This window comes from Gilliamella sp. Pas-s25 (assembly GCF_009795885.1).
Lineage (GTDB): Bacteria > Pseudomonadota > Gammaproteobacteria > Enterobacterales > Orbaceae > Gilliamella.
In genome coordinates this window covers 51,957-73,448 of sequence record NZ_WTEV01000011.1, presented here as the reverse complement: position 1 = coordinate 73,448, position 21,492 = coordinate 51,957, and the positions used below count along the sequence as shown (strand labels likewise).

Below are 21,492 nucleotides of genomic sequence, written 5' to 3'. Positions count from 1 at the left end.
TCTTATTCATATTTGTTCCTTTTTTAGTGGTGATAAGTTTACCTTACCCCTTAAAAAAGTTGTATGAATTAGTGTAGCCGATCCAAGATTGATTTTATTATTTTTTTATTTTAATTATTTTTTACAAAAACAACGCCTCCACAATTCGCTCTAAAAACCACCATTAAGCAAATTGGTTATAAGATAGCAGTAGGAACAAACCCTATTGTGCGTTAAAATAGCTTCTATTATTACAATGAATGACCAAGGAAATCGCATGACAGTCGAAATGACAACACTCGATAAAATCAAAAAACAAATTGCCGAAAACCCGATTATTTTATATATGAAAGGGTCGCCAAAATTACCAAGTTGTGGTTTTTCGGCTCAAGCGGTACAGGTTTTATCGCAATGTGGTGAGCCGTTTGCTTATGTTGATATTTTACAAAATCCTGATATTCGTGCTGAATTGCCTAAATTTGCAAATTGGCCTACGTTTCCACAATTATGGGTGGAAGGCGAATTAGTAGGTGGCTGTGATATTATGTTAGAAATGTTTCAAGCTGGTGAACTGCAAACGCTTATTAAGCAAACTGCCGAAAAGCATAAGTCTTAATTAAACGATGAATTAAGCGCGCAAGTTGAGCGCGCTTTTTTATGGTGTTATATAACGAGTAAATTAATTTTCAATTGTTTTTGTATGTTTATTCGTTTTTAGTTTATTGAATATTGTTATCGTATTGTTGTGTTTCTGTTTCACTATTTATAGGCGCTAAAGGCCACCCCCCAAGCGATTTAAGTCGATTAACAATTTTACAAAAGAGTATGGCGGTTTTTTGTGTATCATATAGTGCACTGTGGGCTTGTTTGTGATCGAATGTAATTTGTGCCACTTGACAGGCTTTTGCTAGCACTGTTTGCCCAAAAACCAGACCACTGAGCGATGCCGTATCAAAGGTGGCAAAAGGATGGAAAGGGTTACGCTTGATGCCTGAGCGTTCAGCCGCTGCCATTAAAAAACTATGATCAAAGTGCGCATTATGTGCAACTATCACTGCGCGCGTGCAGTCGCTGGCTTTTATGCCTGATCTAACCATTTTGAAAATTTCGTCTAAGGCGTGCTTTTCGTCCACGGCAGCGCGCAGTGGATTATCAGGGTCAATGCCGTTAAAAGCAAGTGCGGTGGGTTCTAAAATTGCATCATTAAACGGATTGACATTAAATTGTAAGGATTGATCAGGTTCTAACCAGCCATCAGGCGTCATTTTTAAGGTGATAGCGGCGATTTCTAAAATAGCGTTGAGTTTTGGATCGAATCCTGATGTTTCAATATCAATTACAACCGGATAAAATCCACGAAAGCGTTCACATAATTTGGCGTTTGGCACGTTAATTTATCTTATCTATCAAAAAAGGGCTATTATGCCAGCTTTTAAGTGGTTCGCCTAGCATTGGTGTTGAGAGTTTGCATTCCATGTGTTTATTTTTATTAGGTGTCATTCTAGCAAGCTTTGCGCCAATCACATTTAAGCTACATTAAAGCGAACGATTAGATGCCATTATTGATTAAAGTGATTATAATTATCAATCATCATTAAACAATATTAAAACAGAGTAATCAATGCAAAACTTTGAGTTAGAACAGATTATTAACAACGAACTGCAAATTACCCGCTATCGTGATTATGCACCAAATGGATTGCAAGTGCAGGGGCGTGCGCATATCAATAAAATTGTGACAGGCGTTACCGCTTGCCAGTTATTGTTAGATAAAGCGGTCGAACTGCAAGCCGATGCGGTGCTTGTACATCATGGCTATTTTTGGAAGAACGAAGTACAAACCATCACCGGCATTAAATACCAACGGCTAAAAACGCTATTAACTAACGATATTAATTTATATGGTTATCACTTGCCGTTAGATGGTCATCCCATTTTTGGCAATAATATCCAACTGGCTAATTTGTTAGGTATTTCGGTCGATAAACGCAACGATATCACCGATCTGCTTTTTACTGGCACATTACGCTCGCCACTGACTGCTTTGCAATTTAAACTTCAGCTTGAACAAGTGTTACACAATAACAAACGGCAAGTGCTATTTTGTGGTGATAATGCGCCTGAAATGATTAATCATATTGCGTGGTGTAGTGGCGGTGGGCAAGATTATATTGAACAAGCGGCACAAATGGGCGTAGATGCGTTTTTTACGGGTGAAGTGTCGGAACGTACTATCCACCTTGCACGCGAATATGGCATTAATTTTTATGCCGCTGGGCATCATGCCACCGAGCGTTATGGTATTAGAAAATTGGGCGAATGGTTAGCGAGTTGTTATGGTATTGAGGTTATTTTTGTTGATATTGATAATCCTGCATAACAAAAGTTGAATTTACCTTAGAAATATCGCATACTTATTCGCAGATTTTTTATTCTTTACCTAATGTTATAAACCGATTATATGAGAGGTCATTTTATGTTTACAGGAAGTCTGGTCGCACTTGTTACTCCCATGGATACGAAAGGAAACGTTGACCACGTAAGCTTAAAAAAATTGGTCGAATATCATATTGCCAATGGAACATCGGGTATCGTTTCGGTGGGAACAACGGGCGAATCGGCTACGCTTGATCATCATGAGCATATTGATGTGATTAAACGAACCATTGACTATGCCGATGGACGTATTGCCATTATTGCCGGCACTGGTGCAAACGCAACAAAAGAGGCCATTGAATTAACCAGCCGAGTTGAACATATCGGTGTTGCAGGTTGTTTAACGGTTGCTCCTTATTATAACAAACCAACTCAAGAAGGTATTTATCAACACTTTAAAGCCATTGCCGAAAGCACTGCGCTACCGCAGATTTTATATAACGTGCCGGGGCGCACTAGTAGTGATATTAAACCCGAAACCGTGGGTCGTTTAGCTAAAATCAAAAATATTGTCGCTCTAAAAGATGCAACTGGCGACCTTTCAAGAGTTTACCCAACGCGCAAACTGGTTGGTTCTGATTTTAAATTATTGAGTGGCGATGATTCAACCTTTTTAGACTTTATGATTTTAGGGGGTGATGGTGTAATTTCGGTGACAGCTAATGTTGCGGCTAAAGCCGTTGCTACTGTGTGTCAGCTTGCTGCTAATAACCAAATTCAAGAAGCCCGCACCTTAAACGACACTTTAATGGCTTTACACCATAATTTATTTATCGAACCCAACCCAACGCCAGCCAAATGGGCGTGCGCAAGATTAGGTTTAATGCAAAGCGCAACTATTCGATTGCCATTGGTTGAGCTAAGCACCTCGTCGATTCCTGCCGTTGAGCAAGCATTAAAAGAGGCAAATTTACTGTAATTATTTTTTATAACCTTTAATTAAAAAGCAGATATCTATGTTAAATAATACATTGAATAAAACATTGAACAAAACCATATTTAAAAGCAATGTTATTAAAAAAACGGCTGTTTTAACCGTTTTGGCTTCTTTGTTTCTTGTCGGTTGTGGTAGCGATCAAAATTTTAAGCGCGAAGTCGAAGGTAATGAAGATTACCTTAAATCACCCACTTTAAAACCGTTAGTCATTCCTAAAGGCGTTAAGGTGCCGGCTGAAAGTGGTGACTTTTATATTGATAAATCCGAATTTCATGGTGATTTAGGCAAACAGCTAGATATTAGGCCGCCAAGTTTACCAATTCCAACTATTCAAGACGCATTTGCGATTTATAACAATGGTGCTGTCACTTTTAATGTGCCATTAAGTAGCCATGTGTGGGAGCGAATCCCTGATAGCTTAAGCAAGAAAAATATCTCTATTGTTAACCGTGACAATAATTCTATTAAAACAGGTAATGCCTTTATGCCACGTGCTGACGAAGATCAAGCAGTTCAAGCTACTTATTCAATTAAGCGACAATTATTAGGCGATACCGAAACTATCGCCATTTCAATAACTTCGTTAAATCGTGGTTCTGATGATTTGATGTCGCAACCGATCGAAGTCCAACGTTATGTTGTTGGTTTGTTTAATGACATAATGGATGATGTTGCGCCTGATTCAGTGCGAGTTGTGCCACCAAAAGCACAAAACAATGATGCTGAAAAAGACAATGAAAGTAAGAAACCTGCAACAGCCGTGAGCGGTACAAATCAAGAATAAGTTTGGAATTTAAGGAGCGCAGAGCTCCTTAATTATTTATTGGCAATTGATATTAAGGTTATAAACATGAAAAAGTTGGCTGAGCTTTATCGTGGTAAAGCAAAAACGGTATATACCACCGAAAACCCTGATTTACTAATCCTTGAGTTTCGCAACGATACATCAGCATTTGATGGTTTACGCATTGAGCAGTTAGATCGTAAAGGCATGGTGAATAATAAATTTAACTATTTTATTATGACTAAATTGCACGAAGCGGGTATTCCAACTCAGGTTGAAGCCTTATTATCTGACAATGAAGTGCTTGTCAAAAAGCTGCAAATGATTCCTGTTGAATGCGTGGTGCGCAATCGCGCAGCGGGATCTTTAGTTAAACGTCTAGGGGTTGAAGAAGGTCAAGTCTTAAATCCTCCTACGTTTGAATTATTTCTAAAAAATGATGCATTGCACGATCCAATGGTTAACGATTCACACTGTAAAGCTTTTGGTTGGGCTAGCGATGATCAACTAGCCAAAATGAAAGAACTCAGCTTTAAAATCAATACCATTTTGACGGATCTATTTGATAAAGCAGGGCTGATATTAGTCGATTACAAACTCGAATTTGGTTTATTTAAAGGTGAAATCACTTTAGGCGACGAGTTTTCGCCTGATGGTTGTCGCCTGTGGGAAAAGTCCACACTAAAAAAAATGGATAAAGATCGCTTTCGCCAAGGTTTAGGTGGTGTGATTGAAGCTTATGAAGAAGTGGCAAAACGCATTGGTGTTTGTTTGTAATGTTTGTGCAGTTTGATATCTCTTTTTTCCTTCTTTTGGGGTTAGCAGCACTGTGTTATTTGACGCACAATAACACAGTAACATTTGCCGTATTGTTATTGTTGCTGTTTAAATTAACGCCACTTGACACTTATTTCCCGTTTTTAAATAAATATGGCTTAACTATCGGCATTGTTATTTTAACTGCCGCGATGATGGTGCCGTTGGCGGATGGGTCGTTAAAATTTAGTGATATAGTCAAATCGTTTACCACTTGGCAATCCATATTGGCTATTTTTGTAGGTATTTTAGTCTCGTGGCTTGGCACGCGTGGTATATCGCTCATTGGTGCACATCCTACCATTATCAATGGCTTAATTATTGGCACGCTAATTGGTGTTGCATTTTTCAAAGGAATTCCAGTTGGTCCACTGATTGCTGCCGGTATATTATCGCTATTAATTGGAAAAAGTTAGTTTATGCACAATCCCAACAGCAACCGAATGCTATGGGTGTTACAAGGTGAAAGTGCACAATTATTTGAACAATTGGGCACCACCTTTGAGCAAAACACCGGCGATTGGATAACTGTTACCTATCAGCCCGATTATTTGCCTAGTTCGTTAATTGCCAACGCACTCAAACCCCATCAAACCAAACAACTATTAGGCCAGCAGTATCGGCATGCTATTTTTGATGCAACGGCAGGATTTAATCTTGATGCCTTTGCCATGCTGGTTGGCACGCTAGTTAAAGGTAGTGTGTTGGTTTTGTTATTACCCAAGGAGCTAAGCAGTTGGCATGATCAAGATAGCTTGCGTTGGAACGAAAGCCACAATCCGATCAATGTGCCTAATTTTGTTGCACATTTAATGGAAACTTTGGCTGAATTTGGTGTATCAATCAATTCAACATCTTTGTTAAAGAACGCTTTATCCATCCCCCCCTCTTTGCTAATGATGGCCGATGACACTCGGGACTTAGCCGAACAGCAAGTCACATTAAAACAGTTATTAAATAGCAATAAGCCCATAAATGTATTAGTTGCTAAACGCGGACGGGGTAAATCGGCACTAGCTGGGCGGTTTAGCCATTATCAACGTTGTATTGTGACTGCCCCCAATAAATCAGCATTGACGACTTTTTTTACTTTTGCTAAGCCTGATACGCCATTTTTTGCACCTGATGAATTAATTGTGCAGTCAAAGATTGATGTTGCAGATTATCTCGTTATCGACGAAGCAGCCATGATTCCATTACCTATGCTCGAAAAACTGCTACAACTGGCCATTACCAATAACTGTCGAGTATTGTTGACCACTACCGTTGACGGATATGAAGGTACTGGACAGGGCTTTTTGTTGAAATTGCTATCAGGTAAAACATGCCAATATTTTCATCTACACACGCCCATTCGTTGGCAGGCAGGTGATATGCTAGAGCAATTTAGCGATCGGCTATTACTTAATGGTTTATTACCGCAGGATGATAACCCTGTTATAAGCTCATTATCAACCCAATACTCAAAGGTTGAACGTAATGATGTTGACTCCTTAAGGTCGATTTTTTATCTATTAAAAATGGCCCACTATCAAACTACATTAATTGATTTAAGGCGTCTGTTTGATGCGCAAAACTTGTCGGTTTGGCAAGCAACAATAGACAATAGACAAATTGCCGCGGCGCTTACACTTACCGAGGGGAACTTGCCTGATGAACTAATAACTCAAGTATGGCAAGGAACACGCCGCCCTAAAGGCAATTTAGTGGCGCAGTCGCTTGTGGCTCATGCCGGTGAACGGTTAGCGGCTAAGTTGCGTTCAGTTCGCATTAATCGCATTGCGGTTATGGAGGCTTATCGACGGCAACATATCGCAAAACAACTGGTGCAGACGATTTGTGATCATGCCAAAGTGCAAAATAACGATTTTGTGTCGGTCAGTTTTGCTTATAGCTCGTCTAATTATCAATTTTGGACGGCTTGTGGTTTTGTCTTGGTTCATGTAAGCAGCCATAAACAAGCTAGTAGTGGCAGTTATTCTGTTATGGCGCTTAAACCAATTACCCAATCTGGACATCTATTAACCTATAAATTAAAACAAAAACTACAGCGTAACACCTATTGGTTAAAAGATATCATCGATTTACCGTTTAACGATATGATTATCAGCGATGATAGTTGGCTATTATCATCAGATTTAGACGTAAATGATTTAGATGAACTTGTTGGATTTGCTTACTTCCATCGACCATTCGAAGCCAGTTATGCCCCACTATGTCGATTAAATCGGTATATACAAATACATCAACAATCATCTCAAGCATCCTCTTTTCCTGTGTTATCAGCACTGTTAAAAAGCAAAAATAATCAAGCTTTGGTTATTAATTCATGCCAACTTGCAGGTAAACAGGCATTGATGCAAACCATTAAACATGAAGTTAAAACATGGTTAGCAAAACAGGCTAGCAATGCAATATTTTCTGAAATAGTCAGTAAAGATAACTGATCACCATTGCAGGTTATTAAGCGGTATGTTTACAATAGTCATCATGTTTTAACTCAATTCGTTTTAATTTAAAAGGAACTGAATGTGATGCACAATAAATTAGAAAATCAGATGCAACATCGCTATTCGCAAAATCAAACATACAACCAGTCAAGTAGCCACAATCCAAAAAATCAACCCACAACAGGCATTGAATACTTTTTTAAAGGTTGGTCGTTGGCGTTTAGTCCGGGGATTAAGCGATTTGTTTTTTTACCATTAATTGCCAATATTGTGGTGATGTCTGCACTATTTTATTGGTTTTTTACCTCTATATCGGGCATGGTGGATAGGGGGGTTACGTATATGCCAAGTTGGTTGCATTGGCTAGGTTATATCATTGTTTTTATCGTAATTTTAATGCTGGTTATTTTGTTTTGTTATTTCTTTAGTACAGTAACCAATATCATTGCCGCACCATTTAATGGTCTATTAGCCGAACAAGTCGAAGCGAAGTTAACGGGCATTCCTGCGGCAGAACTGTCATGGATTAGCATCATTAAAGATCTTCCTCGTATTTTTGGTCGCGAGCTCCAAAAACTGATCAACTATCTATTATGGGCAATCCCAATATTGCTGACTTATTTTATTCCTGTTATTGGGCAATCGGTCACACCAGTAGTCTGGTTTTTATTTACCGCTTGGCAAATTAATATTCAATATGCCGATTATGCCTTTGATAACCACAAAATTACCTTTCACCGCATGCGTGAGTTACTTAAACAAGATCGGGTCGATAATATAGCCTTTGGTATGTTAGTCAGCTTTTTTACCATGGTGCCCGTGCTTAATTTAATTGTTATGCCTATTGCCGTATGTGGCGCAACAGCAATGTGGGTTGATCGCTACCGTCATCAAGCACTATTTAACAGCGATAGCCAAGATTTTCGTTAAGGTGAGTGTTACTTTTTTTTCGTTGAATTTGTTGATGGCCAATCATCATCATCGTCATCTTGATAAGGGATAGGTTTTATCCCTTTCTTTTTTTCAAGATACGATTTATAACTCAATCGATTCAGTGCTTTAATGGTATTAATAAAAATTCCAATTAAGATAACTACAATTATCCACCAATAATCTTTAAGCCACTCCATCGTATTCCCCTTTAAGTTAAAATCGGAATCATCCAATTATAGCAATCACCCATGCCAATAACGCAATGCTAACAATACTATACTAACAGCAGTTTCTCTAAAATGCGGTGATAGATTGCGGTTAAGGTAATAATATCTTGGCAATTAGCATTTTCGTTCACTTTATGGATGGTTTTGTTAAGTACCCCAAGCTCGATCACTTGGCATCCCATTTTTGCAATAAAGCGTCCGTCAGATGTGCCGCCACTGGTGGATAGTTTGGTATCAATGTCGGTAAACTCCTTAATAGCACTAGCAGCCGCGTTGGTTAAATCGCCTTGTGGTGTTAAAAATGGATGGCCTGATAACCGCCAAGTTAAGGTGTAGTTTACATTATATTTTTGTAAAATCTGCTCAACTTGTGTTTTAATATTTGCGTCTGTCAATTCGCTACTATAACGGAAGTTAAATTGTACGCGAAGCTCACCCGGCACAACGTTTTCAGCTCCTGTGCCACCATTAATATTGGCTATTTGCATTGTTGTTTGTGGGAAGTATTGATTGCCTTCATCCCAAACGGTGCTAACCAGTTCATTTAACGCAGGTGCAAAACGATGCACAGGGTTATCAGCAAGATGAGGGTAAGCCACATGACCTTGAATGCCATGCACAACTAAATTGGCAGTTAGTGAACCGCGTCGTCCATTTTTAATCTGGTCGCCAAGTACCACATCGCTTGATGGTTCACCCACAATGCAATAATCAACGCGTTCTTGGCGTTTCATCAATAGATCGACCACTTTAACTGTGCCATCGCTTGCATCGGCTTCTTCATCCGATGTGATTAAAAAGGCGACGCGCCCAGTGTGATTAGGATGTTGTTTAACAAAATCTTCTGCTGCACAAACCATAGCAGCAACGCCACTTTTCATATCCGATGCACCACGACCATAAAGTATGCCATTTTCATCAATCGTTGGTGAAAATGGCGGATAATGCCATTTGCTTTCATCACCGGCTGGCACGACATCAGTATGGCCAGCAAACATCAAAGTTTTGCCAGCAGCATCGCCATGATAGGCCCATAAGTTCTTGGTTTGCCCAATATTGACTTCTTCAATAATAAAACCGAGTGGTTTTAATCGCTCAATAATTATTTTTTGACAATTTTTATCGTCAGGACTTATCGATTTCTCAGCAATGAGCGCTTTGGTTAGCGCAATAACAGGTTCAGTCATAATGGTCTCGATTTTATTTAGATTGTGAAATAAATTGGGAATAAAGTTCGTCTGAATAACCTAACAAAGCACGCTTACCATCAATAAGCAAAGGACGTTTTAAAATGGAAGGATTGGCTAACATGATCTGTTTTGCTGCTTGCTCATTATCAACCTGTGCACGGACAGACTCATCTAACTTACGCCATGTGGTACCGCGAGTATTAAGTAAACTTTGCCAATCTACCAATTTTAAGAAAGCATCCAAAAGATCTGCCGACAGGCCATCGGTTTTATAATTATAAAATTGATAAGCTATATGATGATCATCAAGCCAAGTAAAGGCTTTTTTCATCGTATTGCAGTTTTTTATACCGTAGATGATGTACATAATCAGTGATCCAAATCTAAAAAATAAAGGGAGATTATAACAGTTATCAGCATACGCCAGCAAATCGATGCTATCTATTAGCTAAGATCTTTTTTAGTTGTTTTTGTCATTAATTTTTAACCGTTTATGTTTTTTTAAAAAGTTAAATAAAATCAATTGTCTATCTGAGGTATTCTTGCGTGGCAAATTTACTTAATATCGACATAACCAAAACCCTACCAACCCTTTTTTTTAGCTAAAAATAAAATATAATAAAAACAATAAATTATAAAAGAGCCCAAAAAAAGGGTTTTTGAAAACAAAAATCCTATTTGCCTTTTGTTAAACAGGGGTTATAGTATATCCGCTTCTAGTTCACCGCCGCATAGGCGGTTTAGAAACCTCAAGCAAGCTGCCAGACATACGCGCAAACGTTCACCGCCGCATAGGCGGTTTAGAAAAGAAACAGATTTAACGGAGGTGAGAAATGACTGTTCACCGCCGCATAGGCGGTTTAGAAACACAATTAAATCAGGTGCTAATGTATATGTTGGTTCACCGCCGCATAGGCGGTTTAGAAATAAATCCTTGATTTGTTCCTCAATAGGAATAAGTTCACCGCCGCATAGGCGGTTTAGAAATTTGCGCCAGTACTTCAGTCACAAAGATTAAAGTTCACCGCCGCATAGGCGGTTTAGAAATTGACAGCGATACACCAGACGGGCAATTACTTGTTCACCGCCGCATAGGCGGTTTAGAAAGTTCGACCAGATTCCTGTAGTGTTTTCTACAGGTTCACCGCCGCATAGGCGGTTTAGAAATTTTCGAAAACGGTGTTCAGGTTTAGTTACTTGTTCACCGCCGCATAGGCGGTTTAGAAATCATTGTCTTCTAAACCCAGTACATACGGCTCGTTCACCGCCGCATAGGCGGTTTAGAAAAAAATTGCACAAAAGGCCAATGTGGCCATATTGTTCACCGCCGCATAGGCGGTTTAGAAAGACCAAGTCAAGAGCGTAGCCAGTCGCATCATGTTCACCGCCGCATAGGCGGTTTAGAAATTCATACGCAATAAAAAAGATCGATAAAATGGGTTCACCGCCGCATAGGCGGTTTAGAAAATGCAGAATACAACGCCTTTTCTTCGTCTGTTGTTCACCGCCGCATAGGCGGTTTAGAAATTTTCTTTACTCATACTAGCCCGCTCTTATAAGTTCACCGCCGCATAGGCGGTTTAGAAAATCCTTTATTTATTCTAACATCTATCAACAAAGTAACGCATAATACGATTATCGGTTGTTAGTTCTGGATGAAAGGCGCAAACTAAGATGTTATTTTGCTGCGCCATAATACAGTGCTGATCGACAAATGCCAGTTGCTCAATGCCTTTTCCTGCTTTGGCAATATAAGGTGCGCGAATAAATATAGCAGGGATTTGTTCACCAATTGTTGGTATCTCTAAGATTGTTTCAAAGCTGTTAATTTGCCGTCCAAAACCGTTGCGTTCAACACAAATATCCATTAAGCCTAACAATTCGACCTCGTTATGAGTTGTACTGTTACCGCAAAGCACCAGTCCCGCGCAAGTACCCAAAATGCCTTTTCCTTGTTTGGCAAATTGTTTTATAGGCGCTACAAGTCCATTTTGTTTGATTAAACGGCTAATTGTGGTGGATTCGCCTCCGGGGATGATTAAACCGTTTAGCTTGGTTAAATGTTCGGGTTTTTGCACTAAAGTCGCTTGTACATTGTCGATACTATTTAGTATAGTGATATGTTCACTCACCGCACCTTGAAAGTTGAGTACCCCAATATGTTTTATATGACTTTGTTTGGATGATTGCGTCATTACCAGCCTCGATCTTGCATTCTGTTTGACGGCGTTAGCGTGCTGATTTCAATACCTTTCATTGCTTCGCCCAAGTCTGTTGAAAGCTGAGCTAAACGTGGGTAATCATCAAAATAACTGGTGGCTTGTACGATGGCTTTGGCAAATTTTTCTGGATTTTGCGATTTAAAAATACCTGATCCAACAAAAACGCCATCAGCACCAAGTTGCATCATGAGTGCGGCATCGGCAGGCGTTGCCACGCCGCCCGCGGCAAAGTTAACGACAGGTAGTTTTTTTAACTGTTTGATTTGCAACACTAGCTCATAAGGTGCGCCTATCTCTTTGGCAAAAGTCATTAATTCATCTTTCGATTTGTTAGCAACTTGGCGAATTTGTTCGTTGACTTTGCGAATATGGCGCACGGCTTCAACAATGTTGCCGGTACCGGGTTCACCTTTGGTGCGTAGCATTGATGCGCCTTCGCCAATGCGGCGCAGTGCTTCGCCTAAATCACGACAACCACACACAAACGGTACGGTAAATTCGTCTTTAAGTAAGTGATACTGTTCATCAGCAGGGGTTAATACTTCACTTTCATCAATATAATCAACTCCCATTGATTCTAAAATACGGGCTTCAATAATGTGCCCAATGCGAGCTTTAGCCATAACAGGTATGGTAACAGCGTTCATGACTTGTTCAACAATAGTTGGATCAGCCATTCGAGCAACGCCACCAGCTGCGCGGATATCTGAAGGCACTCGCTCTAAAGCCATTACCGCAACAGCACCTGCTTGCTCGGCAATTTTTGCTTGCTCAGCATTAACAACGTCCATAATGACGCCACCTTTTTGCATTTGTGCCATGCCACGTTTAACAGTTTGTGTGCCTATGACTTGGTTCATTTTTTGCTCCTGTTTAAATCAATAATGATAATATTTTGACATTTGCAATATTATTCAAAAATAAAGCTCAGCAAAAAACAGCCAATTGGACTATAATAAAGCCATCCAATTTCTGGAGCTAATTTGACGTATCGAAACGCACAAAGCAAGCTGCCAATACTGTTAAAATAAAACAACCATGTGGAATAAACAGACACTGGTACAATTTACCGGATCACTTTTTAAAAAAGTCACGCAACTTATCGAACTCTATATTGAGCAGGGCGTATTGATTGCGGGTGAAAGGCTACCTTCAGAACGCGAACTAGCAAAAAAATTGGGTATCAATCGCTCAACGGTTGTGCATGCGCTTGAGCTGTTAACTGAACGTGGTGTGCTGATCCGGCGCCAAGGAAGTGGTACTTATGTAAATCATCAAAAGTGGGGAGTGCAAGCGTATTCATCAATTAATTGGCGGTTACCTGCGCATTTTTATCAAAATAAACAATCGTTTTATCAACAAAAAGTAGCGCAAGTTCGAGCACAACAACCGCATATTTGCGATTTAGCTAATGGCGATTTGCCAACCAATTTAATCCCTAAACTACAGCTACCAAATACTTCGTTAAATGAACTGATTATGCACGAAAAAAACAGCGATGCACTACAATTAGGTTTGCCATCGCTTAAAACACAAATTGCGCTTTATATGCAAGCGCAGTTTGCCATGCGAGTTGATATTAATGAAATTTTAATTACATCGGGTACACAGCAATCGTTGTTTCTAATTACGCAGGGGTTACTTAAACCTGGTGATGCGGTTGGAATTGAGTCTCCTTCTTATTTTTACTCATTACCTCTGTTTCAAGCGGCAGGCTTACGTTTGTATGGTATTGTGTGCGATAATGAGGGGATTACGCTTGAAAGCTTAGCTAATTGTGTGCAGCAACATCAAATTAAATGGTTGTTTTTGAATCCCATTTTTCAAAATCCGACCGGTTTTGTTATGAGTGATAAGCGAAAGCAAGCAATACTGGCTTTTTGCCGCTCTCAATGTATCGGCATTGTTGAAGATGATGCTTACAGTAGTTTAGCATTTAAACCTGATTTGGCAATATCGCCCATTAAAAAATGGGATCAGCATAATCAAGTTATCTATTTAGGATCGCTATCAAAATATATTGGGCGAAATATTCGTATCGGATGGATGATCGCCCCGCCTAGCATCATCGAAAATCTGGCTAAAATTCGGCAACACATTGATTCCGGTTTAAGTATATTGCCACAATTATTAGCCCAAGAATATTTGCAACATTATCACTTAGTTCATCAACAACAGTTACGACAAGTCCTACATATTAAAGCCCAGCAATTAATGCAATGGTTAGATTGCTATTTTGGTGGTGATATTGCGTATCGAGCGCCGCAAGGTGGCTTTCATTTGTATGCCCATTTGTCGGTAAACACAGTAGCCCAAGAATTAGCACTACTTAATCAACTGTTATTAAATGGTGTGATCGTATCACAAGGAGCCGATTTTGGTGATAATCTTGGAACAATAAGATTTAGCTATGGTCATTTTGAACCGCTATTGGTTAGGTAACAAACCAATTGACACAAAAATCTCCCACTAGCTTTTTATTTTATCGGATAGCATTTTTGTAGCTGCTAGCAAATATTGAACAAATTCGTTTATTCTTTCGTTTGGCATTTGAAATCGAACCCCTGATGTACTAATTGCGGCAATGACTTTGCCATTCTTATCATAAACGGGCGCAGCTAAACAGGTTACTTCGTCAAAGTCTTCAGCATTATCAAATGCCCAACCTTGTTCACGTATCTTTTTCAACTCATTTTTGTACGCAGTTTTTGTGGTGATAGTGTTTTGTGTTTTTATGGTTAAGTTTTCGTTTGGAAGCAAGTCATCAACTCGTTGCTCGGGTTCCCATGCTAAAAGCGCTTTACCCAGTGCAGAGCTGTGTAAGGAAAGCTTACGGCCTAACCAGCTTTTGACTTGAATAGCGCTTGGGCTTTCGACTTTAGCCAAATAAATAGCAGAATTGCCGTCTAATACACCTAAATGACACGCAAGTTGTGTTTTATCGCGCAAAAACAAAAGCGGTTCGGTTGCCAAATCTTTAATATTAAATTGTTTAATGGCATTATTACCAAATTCATAAAGGACAAGGCCCAAAAAATACTTACCCTCGTTTTGTCGTAATAAGCCATTAGTAACCAAGCTGGCAAGTAATGCTGATGTTGAACTTTGGGGTAATGATAATCCTTGATAGATTTGGGTATAAGTGGCGCCATCGTGTTTTGCAATAAAGTGAAATATTCGGGTTGCTTTATCGATGGCGGGCGCTTGCGTTGTTATTTCTGTTGTCACAAATTACACTCATGTATTGAAATTGTTGTAAGTATAAATATTTTTTTTAGTTTCAACAATAGCCATTCTTTCCTGATGATTCTGCCTAACATTTGATCGCCGTCACATTTTTAATAAATAGTAAGCCATTTCCACCCTAATTAAGTTGAGTTGATTTATCAACAATATTATATTGAAATCAATTTCAGTATAATGTTGTTAACTTGATTGGGAGTTATTATGAGTCATTCAAATCCATACTTTGGCGCTATCTGCCCTGCAATTACCCCGTTTAACCATCAAAATAAAATCGATTTTAGTGCGATGGAGCAGCACTACAAAATGTTAACTGATTCAAAAATTAATGGAATTTTGGTTATGGGCACTATTGGTGAGTTTGTCACCATGACCATACAAGAGCGGTTAGAAATTATTAAGCAAGCTCATCAATTTACCGATTTACCTTTAATTGTTAACGTCTCAACCACTGTTGTTGACGATATGGTAAAGCTTGCTGATGCAGCATTTGATGCTGGCTATGGCGCGGTAATGGCATTACCACATTTCTATTTTGCACAAACACCAAACCAATTATACGAGTATTATAAATATTTAGATTCAAAATTTGCAGGCAATTGGTTTATCTATAATTTTCCTGCACGAACTGGGTGCGATGTTGATTCACAACTAGTCACTCGATTAATGTCTGACTTTCCAAAATTTATTGGTATTAAAGATACCGTTGATTGCGCATCTCACACTCGATCTATCGTTTTGGCCTCACAAAAAATTCGCAAAGAATTCTCTGTGTTTTCTGGTTTTGATGAGTATTTTGTGCCGAATTTAATGAATGGTGGTGCAGGCGTTTTATCGGGTCTTAACAATGTTGTTCCTGAGCTTTTTGCCAGTGTAATGGCTGCCTTTAAGCAAAGCGATTTTAATGAATTGACTCGATTACATAAAGAAATCAGCCGATTGTCTAATATTTATAGCATTGGCGATGATTTTGTAACAACCATTAAAGTTGCGGTGGAACAAAAACAACATTATTTAGAACCAAGATCGCGGAATTTTGGTGGAACATTAAGTGGTGAACAAATTGAAAAAATAAAAAAACTTTTTAACTGTCAATAAAAGGGCTTATTTATGAAAATCAAAAAGTTTATCGATAAAGTGCCTGGAGGCATGATGCTGGTACCTCTTTTTTTAGGTGCTCTTTTACATACGTTTGCACCTGGAACAGCTAAATACTTTGGTTCTTTTACTAACGGTATTATAACTGGTGTGGTGCCTATTTTAGCGGTTTGGTTATTTTGTATGGGCGCTTCAATTAAAGTGAGCGCAACTGGTACAGTACTGAAAAAATCAGGCACATTAGTTGCTACTAAATTAGCGGTAGCATGGGCATGTGCTTTTATTTTTACACAAATACTGCCTGATGACGGCCTAGTTAAAACGGGATTTTTTGCGGGCTTATCGGTTTTAGCCATCGTGGCGTCGCTCGATATGACCAATGCTGGATTGTATGCCTCTTTAATGCAAGAATATGGCACTAAAGAAGAAGCTGGTGCATCAGTATTAATTTCCATGGAGTCGGGACCTTTAATGACTATGATCATTTTAGGTTCTGCTGGCTTGGCATCCTTTCAACCAGAACATTTAGTGGGTGTCTTAATTCCATTTATTGTTGGGTTTATCTTAGGCAACTTAGATGAAGAATTAAGAAGTTTATTTAGTGTTGGTACAAAAACACTCATCCCTTTTTTTGCTTTTGCTTTAGGTAACACAATTGATTTGACCGTTATTTTTAAAACAGGACTATTAGGCGTATTTGTGGCTGTTTTTGTTATTGTCGTGTCAGGTATACCGCTTATATTGGCTGATATATTTGTAGGTGGCGGTCGAGGCGTTGCTGGAATTGCTGCATCAGGTACTGCCGGCGCCGCTGTGGCAACCCCTTTTTTAGTAGCTGAAGTTGCCCCAACTTTTGCCGAAGCGGCGCCTGCTGCAACCACACTTGTTGCAGCATCGGTGGTAATTACCTCGATTGTTGTTCCAATCATTACCTCTTTATTTAGCAAGTATATTGTAAAAAATATTCAAATTAAGGAGTAATAGTATGACTTATCGTATGATATTAAATGAGACCTCGTACTTTGGTGCTGGATCAATTAGCCATTTGATTGATGAAGTAAAAAAACGCCATTTTAAAAAGGCACTTATCGTTACAGATAAAGATCTTATTAAATTTGAAGTCGCCACAAAAGTTACCAATTTATTAGATAAATTTGGGCTTAATTATGATGTTTTTGACGAAGTAATTCCAAACCCAACTATTGATATTGTTAAAAATGGGGTAGAGAGATTTAAAAAATCAGAGGCTGATTATCTAATTGCTATCGGTGGCGGTTCGCCACAAGATACGGCAAAAGCGATTGGTATTATCATTAATAATCCACAGCATGCTGATGTGCGTAGCTTAGAAGGGGCAATTAATACGCAAAAAGCGGCTGTGCCAATTATTGCGATTCCAACCACAGCCGGAACAGCAGCCGAAGTCACCATTAACTATGTCATTACCGATGAACAAAACAAACGTAAGTTTGTGTGTGTCGATCCGCATGATATTCCTGTTGTTGCTATTGTTGATAGCGAAATGATGGCTTCGATGCCCGCTAGTTTAAAAGCAGCAACGGGGATTGATGCATTAACGCATGCTATCGAAGGTTTTATCACCAAAGGTGCATGGGAACTATCAGACATGATGCATTTAAAAGCGATAGAAATTATTAGCCGCGCATTACGCGAATCGGTTAAAGGCGATCCTAAAGGCGTAGAAGATATGGCGCTGGGGCAATATATAGCCGGTATGGGGTTTTCAAATGTAGGCCTTGGGCTTGTTCATGGTATGGCACATCCTTTGGGTGCTTTTTATAATATCCCACATGGTGTTGCTAATGCTGTTTTATTGCCTTATATCATGGAATTTAATGCTGAATCAACTGGTGACAAATACCGTGATATTGCCAAAGCAATGGGATTAAAGGATATCTTAAATCAGCCAATACAAGATGTTCACAAATATGTCGTTGAAGCGGTTAAACAGCTAAATAAAGATGTCGGCATTCCGGCTAAATTGCGTGATATTGGCGTACAAGAGAAAGATATTCCCGAGCTTGCTCAGGCTGCATTTGCCGACGTATGTACTAGTGGCAATCCACGAGAGGTTAATGTAAAGGATATTGAAATGTTATATCATCGTGTTTATTAGCTTTTGATAAAAATTCTCCATAACTTTAATTTTACAAGGATGATTGTGTTGATAAATAGGTTATGTTGAATTTGTAATAAATCATTAAATAAAATAAATATTTGGCCTATTGCGATAGTTCATTTGTTGTGGTTTATGGCTATCGCCTTTTTGTTAGTATTTAACTATTCGGTTTACTGTTTAAACTATTAATTATGTCATAATTTAATTTCAGCAAAACACATGAGTTTATCTGCTCAGTAAGTGAGATCAAAAAGTTAAAAAAGCGAGCTGGTTAGTCAGAATGAAATCATTATTAGGATAGTTTAATATTTAACTTTTTTAAAATTAATAAGTAATCATTATATTATTGAGTTATCAACAGGCTTATTCAGTACTTATCAAATCATGTGGTGAATAAAAATTTCAAATCCGTTTTGCGTTATCAGCAACATAATTGAACTAAAATAGTTGAAGGCGGGATTAAGTAATATTAACCGTTTAACCAATTATTGAAATTAGTTACGCCGTGTTAGTTGTTATCACGCTGCATTACAAATGGTTGGGACGTTTTTATAACCTAATGATTAAATGTCAATCCCTTTTAAATAATGTGAATTGATAAGTCAAACTAGGTTAATTGTTCGACTTATTTTAACCTAATTTACACCGCTATTCCCAGTTTATGGTTTACTGACAATACCCTAACTAGCTATAATCATTGGTATTAGATGATAAATCATAAACGATATTAGGAGGCAATTTTGCATCTTTCACCAAAAGCTTTTCGTATTTTAGGGATTATAGCTACGATAGCATCATTAGGGATGTATGTTTCTTATGTGCCACAAATCATAGATAATTTACATGGGTTTAAATCAAATCCTACCCAACCGTTAGCAGCAGCTATTAACTGCTCGCTTTGGGTTAGTTATGGTTTATTGAGAGAAAAGAAAGACTGGCCAATTGCAATTGCTAATTCTCCTGGCGTGTTTTTTGGTTTAATCGCTTTTTTTACCGCGCTATGATTGGTATTAAACTAATTGATTAATAATTACTTTTTTTATGTTTTTTATGGCTATTTTACTTATTAAGGGTAATTTTTTCATCAAAATTAAAAAAAATTGTTTTTTTTATCAAAAAATTACGAACGGATTGGCTAAGATTTAATCTTTTAAGAAAATAGTTAATAATCATTGTATTATTAAGTTATCAACAGGTTTGTTAAACACTTATCAAATTTTATAGTGAATAAATTGTGTTAGGTGGTTTGCATTAACATTATCCGACAAAATGACAAGTTTGTTGGATGTGTAATTATGTTGGCAGTTGTTTTAATCACACATTAAATAAGAACGACAGATTGACTAATCGTTTTATAATGCATACGATAATTGAATTATATATAAAAAGGAATAGAAAATGAAAAAATTAATTGGTTTGTTTTTACTTGGTTTACCTATGCTAGCTAAGGCATCAAATTGTGAAGAAATTAGCAATAATATTGCCGAAAAAATCAAAAATAATGGCGTTGCTCCATCGCTGTTCCAACTCAAACTTGAACCAGCTGATAAGTCCGAACAACAAATTGAAGGTAAAATAGTAGGATCATGTGATCGTGGTCAGCAACATATTGTTTATATTCGTTTAGATGGATTTGCAACTGAGTCGCAAGATAATACAAGCAATGCAAAAGATGAACCAGTGCAAAGCGATGCCGATAAAGCATCACAGCCATCTAAAATAAATCCAACTGAACAGACGCAACCAGTGTTACAAAATACTGAATCTACTCCAACACAAAGTCAATAATTTGCGACAACCGAATTAGTGCTTTTAAAGCAAAAACATGGGGCGTAAAGCCCTATGTTGGTATGGTGTGTTTGTTATAGCAATTGGCTATAATTTGCTTTGATATCATCGCTCCATACACTTGCTTGCACTTGACCAATATGTTTTTGTTGTAACAGTAACATTATCAAACGCGATTGACCAATGCCACCGCCAATAGTTTGTAATAAGTCACCATTAATTAATGCATTATGCCAAGTTAGTTGTAGACGATCTTCGTCATTCGTCAATTTTAATTGACGTTTTAATGTCTCTGGGTCGACTCGAATGCCCATTGATGAAATTTCAATTGCGCTATTTAAAATTGGATTCCACACTAAAATATCGCCATTTAATCCTTTAGATCCTAAATCGTTATCACTACTCCAATCATCATAATCGGGTGCACGCACGTCGTGTTTTTCATTATTTGACAACTTACCACCAATACCAATTAAAAACACCGCGCCCAGTTCTTTTGTTATGGTGTTTTCACGTTCTTTTGGGGATAAATTAGGATAACGTTTTAATAATTGTTCACTATCGATAAAGGTGATTGATTCGGGTAAAAATCGCGAAAGGTGATACTGCTGTGAAACTACCTTTTCGGTCGCTTTAATCGCAGTATAAATATTGTCAACCGTTTGTTTGAGATAAGTTAAATTGCGATCTTCTGGGCGAATCACTTTTTCCCAATCCCACTGATCGACATAAACGGAATGAATGGGCGAAAGTTGATCCTCGTCGGGGCGTAGTGCTTTCATATTGGCGTAAATGCCTTCGCCAACTTCGAAATGGTACTCACTTAAAATCTTACGCTTCCATTTAGCCAGTGAATGTACTACTTCATATTGTACATCAGGTATTGCTTTTACCCTAACTTGGACTGCGTGCTCAGTGCCCGATAAATTATCTTGAATACCATCGCCAACTTTACTTAGTAAAGGGGCTTGCACTTCGATCAGCGATAAACGCTCGGCAAGTTGATTGGCAAAAAATTGCTTAACAAAACTAATTCGCTGTTGTTGCTCTTTGAATGATATCATCATGCTTACACTCTAGTTATTTAGTTTTATCTGAATAGGTAAAGTAAACTAGATGGATAAATTTTGCAAGATGTAGATAAAAATGTTATAGCATCGACTTATTCAAAAAAGATAACTAGTTAATTTGATTAAAATAAATAATAAGTCAAATAAAATTAATGTTCTACATGAATTGGTTTATAAAA

Annotated in this window: 22 protein-coding genes and 1 CRISPR repeat array; of the genes, 14 read left to right on the top strand and 8 right to left on the bottom strand. The window is 38.2% G+C overall.

The window, feature by feature from the left end:
• Positions 1-268 precede the first annotated feature (268 nt).
• Positions 269-595 carry a Grx4 family monothiol glutaredoxin gene (locus GQ593_RS07050; RefSeq protein ID WP_065638199.1) on the top strand — a complete coding sequence of 109 codons (327 nt, stop codon included), beginning with the start codon at positions 269-271 and terminating at the stop codon, positions 593-595.
• A gap of 103 nt (positions 596-698) precedes the next feature.
• Here GQ593_RS07050 and rnt read toward each other — a convergent pair whose 3' ends face one another.
• Positions 699-1,373, bottom strand: coding sequence for a ribonuclease T (rnt, locus tag GQ593_RS07045; protein WP_160431406.1), 675 nt, complete (start codon positions 1,371-1,373; stop codon positions 699-701).
• 227 nt (positions 1,374-1,600) lie between these two features.
• Here rnt and GQ593_RS07040 point away from each other — a divergent pair, with 227 nt between their 5' ends.
• The 7 genes from GQ593_RS07040 (at position 1,601) to cysZ (ending at position 8,332) form a co-directional block, all read left to right on the top strand.
• A complete protein-coding gene (locus GQ593_RS07040) occupies positions 1,601-2,359 on the top strand; it encodes a Nif3-like dinuclear metal center hexameric protein (RefSeq protein WP_160431398.1) in 759 nt (252 codons plus the stop codon).
• 96 nt (positions 2,360-2,455) lie between these two features.
• A complete protein-coding gene (gene dapA, locus GQ593_RS07035) occupies positions 2,456-3,334 on the top strand; it encodes a 4-hydroxy-tetrahydrodipicolinate synthase (RefSeq protein ID WP_160431397.1) in 879 nt (292 codons plus the stop codon).
• Between the two features lie 37 nt (positions 3,335-3,371).
• Positions 3,372-4,136, top strand: coding sequence for an outer membrane protein assembly factor BamC (bamC, locus tag GQ593_RS07030; protein WP_160431396.1), 765 nt, complete (start codon positions 3,372-3,374; stop codon positions 4,134-4,136).
• Between the two features lie 66 nt (positions 4,137-4,202).
• Positions 4,203-4,913 (top strand): phosphoribosylaminoimidazolesuccinocarboxamide synthase, encoded by a 711-nt coding sequence (gene purC / locus GQ593_RS07025; RefSeq protein WP_160431395.1) that lies wholly within the window; start codon positions 4,203-4,205, stop codon positions 4,911-4,913.
• A complete protein-coding gene (locus GQ593_RS07020; RefSeq protein ID WP_160431394.1) occupies positions 4,913-5,368 on the top strand; it encodes a DUF441 domain-containing protein in 456 nt (151 codons plus the stop codon). Before purC ends, GQ593_RS07020 begins: the two co-directional genes overlap by 1 nt.
• 3 nt (positions 5,369-5,371) lie before the next feature.
• Positions 5,372-7,399 carry a tRNA(Met) cytidine acetyltransferase TmcA gene (locus tag GQ593_RS07015; protein WP_160431393.1) on the top strand — a complete coding sequence of 676 codons (2,028 nt, stop codon included), beginning with the start codon at positions 5,372-5,374 and terminating at the stop codon, positions 7,397-7,399.
• Between the two features lie 87 nt (positions 7,400-7,486).
• Positions 7,487-8,332: a sulfate transporter CysZ gene (cysZ, locus tag GQ593_RS07010; protein ID WP_237397705.1), complete on the top strand. Its 846-nt coding sequence runs from the start codon at positions 7,487-7,489 to the stop codon at positions 8,330-8,332.
• Between the two features lie 8 nt (positions 8,333-8,340).
• Here the strand turns inward: cysZ and GQ593_RS07005 are convergent, their stop codons facing one another.
• The 5 genes from GQ593_RS07005 to pdxS form a co-directional block, all read right to left on the bottom strand.
• On the bottom strand, positions 8,341-8,532 hold the full coding sequence (locus GQ593_RS07005; RefSeq protein WP_160431392.1) for a YpfN family protein: 192 nt from the start codon (positions 8,530-8,532) through the stop codon (positions 8,341-8,343).
• Between the two features lie 77 nt (positions 8,533-8,609).
• Positions 8,610-9,749, bottom strand: coding sequence for a succinyl-diaminopimelate desuccinylase (gene dapE / locus GQ593_RS07000; protein WP_160431391.1), 1,140 nt, complete (start codon positions 9,747-9,749; stop codon positions 8,610-8,612).
• A 13-nt stretch (positions 9,750-9,762) separates the two neighbouring features.
• Complete coding sequence (locus GQ593_RS06995; RefSeq protein ID WP_202115402.1) at positions 9,763-10,119, bottom strand: ArsC family reductase; 357 nt, start codon at positions 10,117-10,119, stop codon at positions 9,763-9,765.
• 352 nt (positions 10,120-10,471) lie between these two features.
• A CRISPR array of direct repeats spans positions 10,472-11,339; the repeat unit is 28 nt; unit sequence GTTCACCGCCGCATAGGCGGTTTAGAAA.
• A gap of 14 nt (positions 11,340-11,353) precedes the next feature.
• Positions 11,354-11,947: a pyridoxal 5'-phosphate synthase glutaminase subunit PdxT gene (pdxT, locus tag GQ593_RS06990; protein ID WP_160431390.1), complete on the bottom strand. Its 594-nt coding sequence runs from the start codon at positions 11,945-11,947 to the stop codon at positions 11,354-11,356.
• Complete coding sequence (gene pdxS, locus GQ593_RS06985) at positions 11,947-12,834, bottom strand: pyridoxal 5'-phosphate synthase lyase subunit PdxS (RefSeq protein ID WP_160431389.1); 888 nt, start codon at positions 12,832-12,834, stop codon at positions 11,947-11,949. The genes pdxT and pdxS overlap by 1 nt, the downstream gene beginning before the upstream one ends.
• A gap of 178 nt (positions 12,835-13,012) precedes the next feature.
• Between pdxS and GQ593_RS06980 the strand changes: the two genes are divergently transcribed.
• Positions 13,013-14,416, top strand: coding sequence for an aminotransferase-like domain-containing protein (locus GQ593_RS06980; RefSeq protein WP_160431388.1), 1,404 nt, complete (start codon positions 13,013-13,015; stop codon positions 14,414-14,416).
• A 27-nt stretch (positions 14,417-14,443) separates the two neighbouring features.
• Here GQ593_RS06980 and GQ593_RS14080 read toward each other — a convergent pair whose 3' ends face one another.
• Complete coding sequence (locus GQ593_RS14080; protein ID WP_160431387.1) at positions 14,444-15,202, bottom strand: IclR family transcriptional regulator domain-containing protein; 759 nt, start codon at positions 15,200-15,202, stop codon at positions 14,444-14,446.
• A 219-nt stretch (positions 15,203-15,421) separates the two neighbouring features.
• Here GQ593_RS14080 and GQ593_RS06970 point away from each other — a divergent pair, with 219 nt between their 5' ends.
• The 5 genes from GQ593_RS06970 (at position 15,422) to GQ593_RS06950 (ending at position 20,243) form a co-directional block, all read left to right on the top strand.
• A complete protein-coding gene (locus GQ593_RS06970; protein WP_160431386.1) occupies positions 15,422-16,315 on the top strand; it encodes a dihydrodipicolinate synthase family protein in 894 nt (297 codons plus the stop codon).
• 12 nt (positions 16,316-16,327) lie between these two features.
• Positions 16,328-17,296, top strand: a complete 969-nt coding sequence (gene kdgT, locus GQ593_RS06965; protein ID WP_160431385.1) for a 2-keto-3-deoxygluconate transporter — start codon at positions 16,328-16,330, stop codon at positions 17,294-17,296.
• 4 nt (positions 17,297-17,300) lie between these two features.
• The gene (gene fucO, locus GQ593_RS06960) at positions 17,301-18,452 is read left to right on the top strand and encodes a lactaldehyde reductase (RefSeq protein WP_160431384.1); all 1,152 of its coding nucleotides are present in this window, start codon (positions 17,301-17,303) and stop codon (positions 18,450-18,452) included.
• Positions 18,453-19,195: 743 nt separating this feature from the next.
• Positions 19,196-19,459, top strand: coding sequence for a SemiSWEET family transporter (locus GQ593_RS06955; RefSeq protein ID WP_081303094.1), 264 nt, complete (start codon positions 19,196-19,198; stop codon positions 19,457-19,459).
• Positions 19,460-19,853: 394 nt separating this feature from the next.
• Positions 19,854-20,243: a DUF1161 domain-containing protein gene (locus GQ593_RS06950; protein WP_160431383.1), complete on the top strand. Its 390-nt coding sequence runs from the start codon at positions 19,854-19,856 to the stop codon at positions 20,241-20,243.
• 74 nt (positions 20,244-20,317) lie between these two features.
• On the opposite strand, the gene asnA is transcribed toward GQ593_RS06950, so the two are convergent.
• On the bottom strand, positions 20,318-21,310 hold the full coding sequence (asnA, locus tag GQ593_RS06945) for an aspartate--ammonia ligase (RefSeq protein ID WP_160431382.1): 993 nt from the start codon (positions 21,308-21,310) through the stop codon (positions 20,318-20,320).
• Between the last annotated feature and the right edge of the window lie 182 nt (positions 21,311-21,492).

Coding starts and splice junctions, on each gene's coding strand:
- GQ593_RS06995 (WP_202115402.1), bottom strand. CDS start 10,119: ATGTACATCATCTACGGTATAAAAAACTGCAATACGATGAAAAAAGCC.
- purC (WP_160431395.1), top strand. CDS start 4,203: ATGAAAAAGTTGGCTGAGCTTTATCGTGGTAAAGCAAAAACGGTATAT.
- bamC (WP_160431396.1), top strand. CDS start 3,372: ATGTTAAATAATACATTGAATAAAACATTGAACAAAACCATATTTAAA.
- pdxT (WP_160431390.1), bottom strand. CDS start 11,947: ATGACGCAATCATCCAAACAAAGTCATATAAAACATATTGGGGTACTC.
- dapA (WP_160431397.1), top strand. CDS start 2,456: ATGTTTACAGGAAGTCTGGTCGCACTTGTTACTCCCATGGATACGAAA.
- GQ593_RS07040 (WP_160431398.1), top strand. CDS start 1,601: ATGCAAAACTTTGAGTTAGAACAGATTATTAACAACGAACTGCAAATT.
- GQ593_RS07050 (WP_065638199.1), top strand. CDS start 269: ATGACAACACTCGATAAAATCAAAAAACAAATTGCCGAAAACCCGATT.
- pdxS (WP_160431389.1), bottom strand. CDS start 12,834: ATGAACCAAGTCATAGGCACACAAACTGTTAAACGTGGCATGGCACAA.
- kdgT (WP_160431385.1), top strand. CDS start 16,328: ATGAAAATCAAAAAGTTTATCGATAAAGTGCCTGGAGGCATGATGCTG.
- GQ593_RS06950 (WP_160431383.1), top strand. CDS start 19,854: ATGAAAAAATTAATTGGTTTGTTTTTACTTGGTTTACCTATGCTAGCT.
- dapE (WP_160431391.1), bottom strand. CDS start 9,749: ATGACTGAACCTGTTATTGCGCTAACCAAAGCGCTCATTGCTGAGAAA.
- cysZ (WP_237397705.1), top strand. CDS start 7,487: ATGCACAATAAATTAGAAAATCAGATGCAACATCGCTATTCGCAAAAT.
- GQ593_RS07005 (WP_160431392.1), bottom strand. CDS start 8,532: ATGGAGTGGCTTAAAGATTATTGGTGGATAATTGTAGTTATCTTAATT.
- GQ593_RS06980 (WP_160431388.1), top strand. CDS start 13,013: ATGTGGAATAAACAGACACTGGTACAATTTACCGGATCACTTTTTAAA.
- GQ593_RS07020 (WP_160431394.1), top strand. CDS start 4,913: ATGTTTGTGCAGTTTGATATCTCTTTTTTCCTTCTTTTGGGGTTAGCA.
- GQ593_RS06970 (WP_160431386.1), top strand. CDS start 15,422: ATGAGTCATTCAAATCCATACTTTGGCGCTATCTGCCCTGCAATTACC.
- GQ593_RS07015 (WP_160431393.1), top strand. CDS start 5,372: ATGCACAATCCCAACAGCAACCGAATGCTATGGGTGTTACAAGGTGAA.
- asnA (WP_160431382.1), bottom strand. CDS start 21,310: ATGATGATATCATTCAAAGAGCAACAACAGCGAATTAGTTTTGTTAAG.
- fucO (WP_160431384.1), top strand. CDS start 17,301: ATGACTTATCGTATGATATTAAATGAGACCTCGTACTTTGGTGCTGGA.